The sequence below is a fragment of the Pseudomonas sp. RA_105y_Pfl2_P56 genome (genome assembly GCF_963970845.1).
GTDB lineage: Bacteria > Pseudomonadota > Gammaproteobacteria > Pseudomonadales > Pseudomonadaceae > Aquipseudomonas > Aquipseudomonas baetica_A.
The window spans coordinates 114077-122201 of the sequence record NZ_CAXAPL010000015.1; the positions used below are offsets into that span (position 1 = coordinate 114077).

Here is an 8125-nt window from a genome sequence, read left to right on the forward strand (position 1 = left end):
ATAGACCAGCTTTGGCAACTGTCGAAAGTCGCCGTTAAAAAATCATTCGCCGCTGCTGATCAGCGGCTATGCCCCTTCACCGTGCAAGGTGGCAAGGACTTTACGGGCACCGCCATGATCACGGTGCTCGCCCAGATAAACGCCTTGCCAGGTGCCCAGTGCCAGTCGACCTGCCGAAACCGGCAGACAGATCTGGCAACCCAGCACGCTGGCCTTGAAGTGCGCCGGGAGGTCGTCCAGGCCTTCGTCGTTATGCTCATAGCCGTCTGTTCCTTGTGGGATCAGACGATTGAAAAATCGTTCGAAGTCGCGACGGACCGCCGGATCGGCGTTCTCGTTGATGGTCAACGACGCCGAGGTATGTTGCAGCCACAGATGCAAAAGACCGACCCGGCACGCCTTGAGTTCAGGCAGGCCATTGATCAACTCGTCCGTCACCAGATGAAAGCCCCGGGGTCGCGCCCGCAGGGTTATCAGAGTCTGCTGCCACATACAGTTCTCCGCACGTTCGGGGCGCATTCTAGCGCGCTCTGGGAAAAAACAAAGGCCCTAATATTCCTGCAATGGTGTAAGCCATTGCCCGCAGAAAAACACCCTTCATAAACACGACAAAAGCCGTACGAAAAATCCTTTCAGCTTGTCCTTCAATGACAAATCCCAGACAAAAAAATGCCCGGCGAACCGGGCAAATTCTTGAGTGCGCGTACTTACAGGTTGTAGCCGCGTTCGTTGTGTTGTGCCAGATCCAGGCCCACCGACTCTTCTTCGTCAGTCACACGCAGCCCCATCACGGCGTCCAGTACCTTGAGGATGATGTAAGTGACGATCGCGGTGTAGATCACCGTGAAGCCGACGCCTTTGCACTGAATCCATACTTGAGCGGCGATGTCGGTGACAGTGCCGAAGCCACCCAGCGACGGTGCAGCGAACACACCGGTGAGGATCGCGCCGAGAATACCGCCGATACCGTGTACGCCGAACGCATCCAGGGAGTCGTCATAACCGAGTTTGCGTTTCAGGGTGGTGGCGCAGAAGAAGCACACCACACCCGCCGCCAGACCAATGACCAGTGCGCCCATCGGGCCCACGGTGCCGGCAGCCGGAGTGATCGCAACCAGACCGGCCACCACACCCGAGGCAATGCCCAGTGCGCTAGGTTTGCCGTGGGTGATCCACTCGGCGAACATCCAGCCCAGCGCCGCCGCAGCGGTAGCGATCTGAGTGACCAGCATCGCCATACCGGCGGTGCCGTTGGCCGCCGCAGCGGAACCGGCGTTGAAGCCGAACCAGCCGAACCACAGCATCGCCGCGCCCATCAGGGTGTAACCGAGGTTGTGCGGAGCCATTGGAGTGGTCGGGAAGCCTTTGCGCTTGCCCAGCACCAGGCACGCCACGAGACCTGCGATACCGGCGTTGATATGCACAACGGTGCCGCCAGCGAAGTCGAGTACGCCCCAGTCCCACAGCAGGCCGCCGTTACCGGACCAGACCATATGTGCGATCGGCGCATAAACGAGGGTGAACCACACGCCCATGAAGATCAGCATCGCGGAGAACTTCATCCGCTCGGCGAACGCACCGACGATCAGCGCCGGGGTGATGATTGCGAAGGTCATCTGGAAGGTGATGAACACCGCCTCAGGGAACAGCGCGGCGGGGCCGGTCAGGCTGTCAGGTGTAACGCCAGCGAGGAACGCTTTGCCCATGCCGCCGAAGAACGAGTTGAAGTTGACGACGCCCTGCTCCATGCCGGTGGTGTCGAACGCAATGCTGTAGCCATAAATGACCCACAGGATGCTGATCAGACCGGTAATGGCGAAGCACTGCATCATCACGGAAAGAATGTTTTTGGAGCGAACCATGCCGCCGTAGAACAGCGCCAGGCCCGGGATGGTCATGAACAGCACGAGGGCTGTCGAGGTGAGCATCCAGGCCGTGTCGCCGGAATTGAGGACTGGGGCCGCCACTTCGTCTGCCGCCATTGCAAGGCTTGGCATTACGATGGACAACAGGGCTCCTAGCCCTGCGAATTTACGCAGAGTCATATTGTTTTCTCCTGGGGCGTTGGGGTTTGTGGCGGCTTAAATCGCGTCGGTATCGGTTTCGCCGGTACGGATACGAATCGCCTGTTCCAGATTGACCACGAAGATCTTGCCGTCACCGATCTTGCCGGTGTTGGCCGCCTTGGTTATCGCCTCGATAACGCGATCCAGATCCTTGTCGTCGATGGCCACGTCGATTTTCACCTTGGGCAGAAAATCGACCACATATTCCGCGCCGCGATACAGCTCGGTGTGACCCTTCTGCCGGCCGAAGCCTTTGACTTCAGTAACGGTAATGCCCTGCACGCCGATTTCGGACAGCGACTCGCGCACGTCGTCCAACTTGAACGGCTTGATGATGGCAGTGACTAGCTTCATGAAACTTTCTCCCGAATTGGTGGACTTGCCCCAGGAAAACAAACCCGACTCAAGTCTAAGCGCAGTGCCTGGCTTTGTAACGCATCGTCGGCCTTGACTGCCCGACTGACGCCAGCTAACCGCATCAGACGAAACTCCCCGTTCCGCCTGCCGCACTGCATTCGTCACAGCGACTGCATCAGTGCATGGGTCACAGGTCACTAAGCAGAAACCTTGCCATCTCGCCAAAACCCACTGATTTCAATCGCTTGGCCGCTGTCGCAAGCACCTTCGTGCAAAAGGCCATCCGGTTACGCACAACAACGGTGCGCTGCCGCCCATGCTCTTGCGCGAAAAGCGTGCATCCCGGCCTGCGAGATTGACTATAGACACTGCGTGATACACTGCCGGCCATTGTTTCCAGGACACTTCCCATGCTCGCGCCCAAAGACTTCCTCGACGCCCTGAGCGGCACCGCTTCTCGCCTGTTCAGCGGCGACACCCCGCTGCCGAAAGCCGAAATCGAAAGCCAGTTCAAGATGCTGTTGCAAAGTGCCTTCAGCAAACTCGATCTGGTCAGCCGTGAAGAGTTCGATAGCCAGATGGTTGTGCTGGCGCGCACTCGCGCTCGCCTTGAGAGCCTCGAAGCGAAGGTGGCCGAGATGGAAGCGAAGCTGAATCCGCCAGCCGAGTAACCCTGCTCCCCCTGTAGGAGCTGCCGAAGGCTGCGATCTTTTGATCTTCAGCCCTTCAATGATCTCGGCAACGTCCTACAACCTGAGTGACCGCCGTCCGATTGCGCCGAAAAGCCCCGGTTCCTAAGCTCACCCTATGCTGAATATTCAGCACTGAGTTTGGCGACCTGGAAAGCTTAAGGCGCACGACCACCATCTGATGGCGGCTAGATGTAACGCCTCATCGAGTTATGGCGGTTGTGCGTGGGAGATCTTCGGGTCTGCCGGGTTCCTTTTGCTCCGGCTCGCCAACCCGCGTACAACTGCCACCCGATCGTTTGGCGACGATCGAGGGCAGCCCTAAAGCAAGAGGAGCTGTTCGATGAATCAAGATGACACTTACCTAACGCCTTACAGCTTCACCCGCCCTGATGGTTGAGGCCTGCAAACAATTGTCAGTAGTCGATAACCTTCAGGTTTGGCCATACACCCAGCCAATCCTTGGTACGTAAACGATCCAGGTAAACTGCATGCTTCTCGGTTTGGAACCTCGCAGTAGGCCGAACAACAAGATCGAAGAGGTCATCCAGACCAAGCGGTGCTGCGACCTCCAGAACGCCCTGCGTACCGAGCCTTATGGCAATTGCCGTCGCTGTTTCCGGCCAGAACCTGATGGCATCAATTGCGCTCGCATAAGGCGCATCAGCATTTCGCAGATGCATACGCGCCTGGTTCTTCACTGACCAGTTGTATGAGGCGTCAATATTCCGTAAGCAAGCCTCCAGTTCAGTGTCTGATTCAACAGTGGCCCGCTCTTGATCGAACCAGATGACATCAATGTCCGATGGCAATGGCGAATAAACGCGCTGGTGTAATCGATCCCATACGGCGCTACGCAGAAATCCCGCCCCTATCCAGCAATCAGGTAATCCAAGGCTCTGCACCAGACGCAATATCCGCATACGCACTGGATCCGCCTCGATTAGCACTTGGATTTGCTCTATCTGTTTCACGGCCGTTGTCACGTTTCAACTCTTCACGATTTCGACACAGGCCAGTGTAACCACCGCAGGTTCAAGGCTGGCGGCCACAAGACGACATCCAATAGTCATTTCCCGGTTGCGACCAGAGCCATACGTTCGCAACATCCCGTGAAAGTTTACCCACGCCCCCACCCCTCCAACTCCCCCGCCCCCTACTACCCTTCAAAAACCCGCAGGAAGCGGCCCCCCGATTCAGCTCAAGGAACGACCATGTCCCTCTCCATCGTCCACAGTCGCGCCCAAATTGGCGTGGATGCTCCCGCCGTTACCGTCGAAGTCCATCTGGCCAACGGCCTGCCGTCGCTGACCATGGTCGGCCTGCCCGAAGCAGCGGTGAAGGAGAGCAAGGATCGGGTGCGCAGCGCGATCATCAATTCCGGGCTGCAGTTTCCGGCGCGGCGGATCACTTTGAATCTGGCGCCGGCGGATCTGCCCAAGGATGGCGGGCGGTTTGATCTGGCGATTGCCTTGGGGATTCTGTCAGCGAGTGTGCAGGTGCCGTGTCTCACGCTGGACGATGTGGAGTGTCTCGGTGAGCTGGCATTGTCCGGCGCCGTGCGGCCAGTGCGAGGAGTGTTGCCGGCAGCGCTGGCGGCGCGCAAGGCCGGGCGGGCGCTGGTGGTGCCACGGGCAAATGCCGAGGAGGCGTGTCTCGCTTCAGGGTTGAAGGTGTTTGCGGTGGATCATTTGCTGGAGGCAGTCGCCCATTTCAATGGGCATACGCCGGTCGAGCCTTACGTTTCTGACGGTTTGATCCATGCCGCCAAACCCTACCCCGATCTCAATGAAGTGCAGGGACAATTGTCGGCCAAACGCGCCCTGCTGATTGCAGCGGCGGGCGCGCACAACCTGTTGTTCAGCGGGCCACCGGGGACGGGCAAGACCTTGCTGGCGAGTCGCTTGCCGGGGCTGCTGCCGCCGCTGTCTGAATGCGAAGCGCTGGAAGTGGCAGCGATTCAGTCGGTGGCCAGCGGCATCCCGTTGACCCATTGGCCACAGCGACCGTTTCGCCAACCCCATCACTCAGCGTCCGGCCCGGCACTGGTCGGTGGCTGTAAAACCTATTGATAAATGCGACCACACACCAGAGCATGATAAATTCCATTTTTATCTGATAATGATGTTTTGGAAGTGGCGTGAAATTCATACACCAATTAGCAAACGACTCTCGTACCTGGGAAATCCTCGGGATCAGAGAAATCAGCTGTATTGACGAAGATCCTTCTGCTCTCTCCCTGCAGTTTTTTTGTTTTTGTGATGAGGATCCCCCGCCGCGGACCAAGCGGTACGTCCGAGTGTTAAATCTTCCGGTATCTGCCATTAAGCACGTGAAACCCGGCTCTCGCTGGAAAAACGGCAGGCAGGCCACGGGCACGATCAGATGGCGCCAGACACGGCCGATATATCCGTCTCAGGCAAAGCTGGTTATCTCTCGACAGGCCGAATCTACAGAGGATGTAGTAAAAATAATATCTCGTGCGAAAGACCCCCATCTTTCGTTCACGAAATTCATTAATCATATATTTTGCAGAGGCATCCACTACACTGTTCGGATACCATGCTCAGAAATAATCAGACATTTTTTATTTCCCACACTTCGATTCGGGTTATCAATTATGAAGGGGAAATTTGACGAATATGTAGGGATTAATATAACCGAGATTACTACCTCCCTGCGCAGTCCAACCAAAAGAGAAAAATTGACAACTAAATACTTAAGCTCCTCCCCAGAAGGCCTAAGAGCTGCGCGACACCCCTTCAAAGCAATTCAAATGTCATATATCAATAGAATGGCAACTCGTAAGAAACTTCCTATTCTATTGTCAGCCGTCCTCCCCACTCCCCACAGGATCACCGTTCGAATGAGCGTAGTAGGAGGCAATAGTGAGGACACCATCGCCGTGCAATTACATGGCAGTACGGCGGAGTCTCCACGCTAATACGGCGATTAGTAAATCTTTGGACACGCGGCTGTCTTACGATACTGACTTACTTAGCGCACCTTCTCAAATTGAGGATATTTTCTCTATATTGACAGGCGCATTTTATTGCCACCTGCCATACATCACAAACCGATTACGCTTGACTCCATGCGCTCAATAATATCCATCTTCGAATTTTTCGAAGTTAAAAACCTATGGATAACATCTGAGTTGTTCTTATTGAGCCATGAGCTATGCTCAACAACGTCGGCTGCCCGAGAAATCATCAACTCACCCGACGCTGCAACCTTGTGCATATCAAGCGTGATCTTATATATTCTCTTGCTATTTTTTCCAACTTCCAACGTCACATTGCTATTAACGTGCTCAGTGGATTTAGGCTCATTTCCACCCAAATATTTAAATTCCACTTCAGCAATATTGCTACTCTCATGGGTAATACGCCAAGCGGTCGGAAGGTCGGCGGGGGCCACCATAAACTGGAGTTTAAGGCCACGCTGCTCCTGAGACTCGACCTCATTCAGCTCATGTTGGGAGACCAAAACCCACTCTTCAAGTGATGTGTGCATTAGGCTCTCTCCAAAAGGTGCCCAATAAGGGCAACGGTAAGCGTGTAATGCTCTACTGACTCCTGCGTAACTCCTAATGGATCCAAACTATCCAAAACAATCACCCCCCAGAGCTTTCCATTGCATTCTACGGGCACCGCTGCCATCGAGCGGGGCGGTGTTTTCCCTTCGGTAAGATATCTTTCCAAAAATCTTACTGACGATTTAGTCACCTTAGCATAGGTCTCTTTGGATTTATTACTGCTGGTCGGCTTTATCTCGGGAAGGTCTGGAAGGATAGCAACCTGGCGCGATGACCATGCAAGGCCTGCAACTCCTTGAGTTTTGGCACTATTTTCATTGTCGATGAAAAAAACTGTTTTGGTGTTTAGGGTCAGATGCGCTGATCGCATATAGGGCACTAGGTAACTCCCGCACCACCTCCTCGTCTTAAATGGACTCCACTTCGAAGTGCTCTGCTCCTGCCAATGACGTTTGAAAAATAGCCGTTCACGGTACTTAAATAGAGTTACTCTATTATGATCCTTTGGGACATTAAGATTCTTGAAAGCCTTGCCTTGGTATTCGTCCAAAATAAATTGGAGTTTTTCCACGACCCAAGGATCCGACAAATGCTTGACAAATCCCGTTACTATGACGATAAGAGCGATCGCCAAAATTAGCCATATTCCGAACTCTTGGAAACGATCGATCAGCATCCAGACTATGGGCTTTTGTTCGATCCATCTGTCGTCCTTTTCTACATCCATAAGCCAGATGGTGCCCGACGATAGCAGGCCAGCCAAAACGTAGATGTAACCAGAAACGGCATAAATTACTTTTCTTTTTGGGCCTGTCCGTAACATCGCTCTGAACTTCCTGCCAGTTTTATACGACTCCGACATCCGCGCGCTAAACTCAAGAGTCTCTATTCTTTCGGATTCATGTGACAAGTCAAACCTAACACCATAACTCTTGGGATAGGAGAAAGTCGACATAAGGTGGTAGATGAATCTCTTAAGATCAAAAAAGCGGCGTGATATTTCCGACTGTAGCTCAAGTTGAACAATTTACTATACTCGAGAGCAAAATCATTTTTACCCAAGAGTCACCCGTTTTTAAGCGGCATGATGTCTATGTTTGATTCTTGCAGTCGAATACCTTACGAGGGTAGACGGCTACGGCTCTCGGATAATCTTTCGCTGAAAATTCAGCAACCCTTCGCCACATTTTTCGATGGGATTTGAACACATCGGGAAATGCACGCCGCCAGGATGCCGCTAGCTACACGCCCTGAGCCTAGAGGCCCGCCGGTTGAGTCGGGCTATCGTCTCTGGTGGAAACGTACGAGTGCATTGGGGATGCTTTTTGCAAAGCGATCAAAGATTCAAGGTAAGCGGCCAGCGAACACACCTTCAGAAATCCGGAATTAAGGGCGATGGTGTCCGCCTATTTTTAAGCGGACGCGATCACCCTTATCGCCAGGATTTCCATGCGCCAACGAAGCTCCTATCCCAA

The 8125-nt window shown here is 54.1% G+C and carries 7 protein-coding genes and 1 pseudogene; 2 read left to right on the top strand and 6 right to left on the bottom strand.

Annotation, left to right across the window (positions count from 1 at the left end):
* Window positions 1–66: 66 nt before the first annotated feature.
* The 3 genes from AACY11_RS12910 to glnK all read right to left on the bottom strand — a co-directional run bounded on the left by AACY11_RS12910 (window position 67) and on the right by glnK (window position 2420).
* Complete coding sequence (locus AACY11_RS12910; RefSeq protein ID WP_339464640.1) at window positions 67–492, bottom strand: secondary thiamine-phosphate synthase enzyme YjbQ; 426 nt, start codon at window positions 490–492, stop codon at window positions 67–69.
* A 215-nt stretch (window positions 493–707) separates the two neighbouring features.
* A complete protein-coding gene (locus tag AACY11_RS12915; protein ID WP_221730843.1) occupies window positions 708–2045 on the bottom strand; it encodes an ammonium transporter in 1338 nt (445 codons plus the stop codon).
* A gap of 36 nt (window positions 2046–2081) precedes the next feature.
* The gene (gene glnK / locus AACY11_RS12920; RefSeq protein ID WP_002555808.1) at window positions 2082–2420 is read right to left on the bottom strand and encodes a P-II family nitrogen regulator; all 339 of its coding nucleotides are present in this window, start codon (window positions 2418–2420) and stop codon (window positions 2082–2084) included.
* A gap of 413 nt (window positions 2421–2833) precedes the next feature.
* Here glnK and AACY11_RS12925 point away from each other — a divergent pair, with 413 nt between their 5' ends.
* Window positions 2834–3094 (top strand): accessory factor UbiK family protein, encoded by a 261-nt coding sequence (locus AACY11_RS12925; RefSeq protein WP_016772581.1) that lies wholly within the window; start codon window positions 2834–2836, stop codon window positions 3092–3094.
* 434 nt (window positions 3095–3528) lie between these two features.
* On the opposite strand, the gene AACY11_RS12930 is transcribed toward AACY11_RS12925, so the two are convergent.
* Window positions 3529–4035, bottom strand: a complete 507-nt coding sequence (locus AACY11_RS12930; RefSeq protein ID WP_339464696.1) for a nucleotidyltransferase family protein — start codon at window positions 4033–4035, stop codon at window positions 3529–3531.
* 291 nt (window positions 4036–4326) lie between these two features.
* Here AACY11_RS12930 and AACY11_RS12935 point away from each other — a divergent pair.
* A pseudogene (locus AACY11_RS12935) lies at window positions 4327–5169 on the top strand (YifB family Mg chelatase-like AAA ATPase); the annotation flags it as partial.
* Window positions 5170–6181: 1012 nt separating this feature from the next.
* Here the strand turns inward: AACY11_RS12935 and AACY11_RS12940 are convergent.
* Window positions 6182–6628: a hypothetical protein gene (locus AACY11_RS12940; RefSeq protein ID WP_339494927.1), complete on the bottom strand. Its 447-nt coding sequence runs from the start codon at window positions 6626–6628 to the stop codon at window positions 6182–6184.
* Window positions 6628–7473: a GAF domain-containing protein gene (locus tag AACY11_RS12945; protein ID WP_339494929.1), complete on the bottom strand. Its 846-nt coding sequence runs from the start codon at window positions 7471–7473 to the stop codon at window positions 6628–6630. Before AACY11_RS12945 ends, AACY11_RS12940 begins: the two co-directional genes overlap by 1 nt.
* Window positions 7474–8125: the final 652 nt, after the last annotated feature.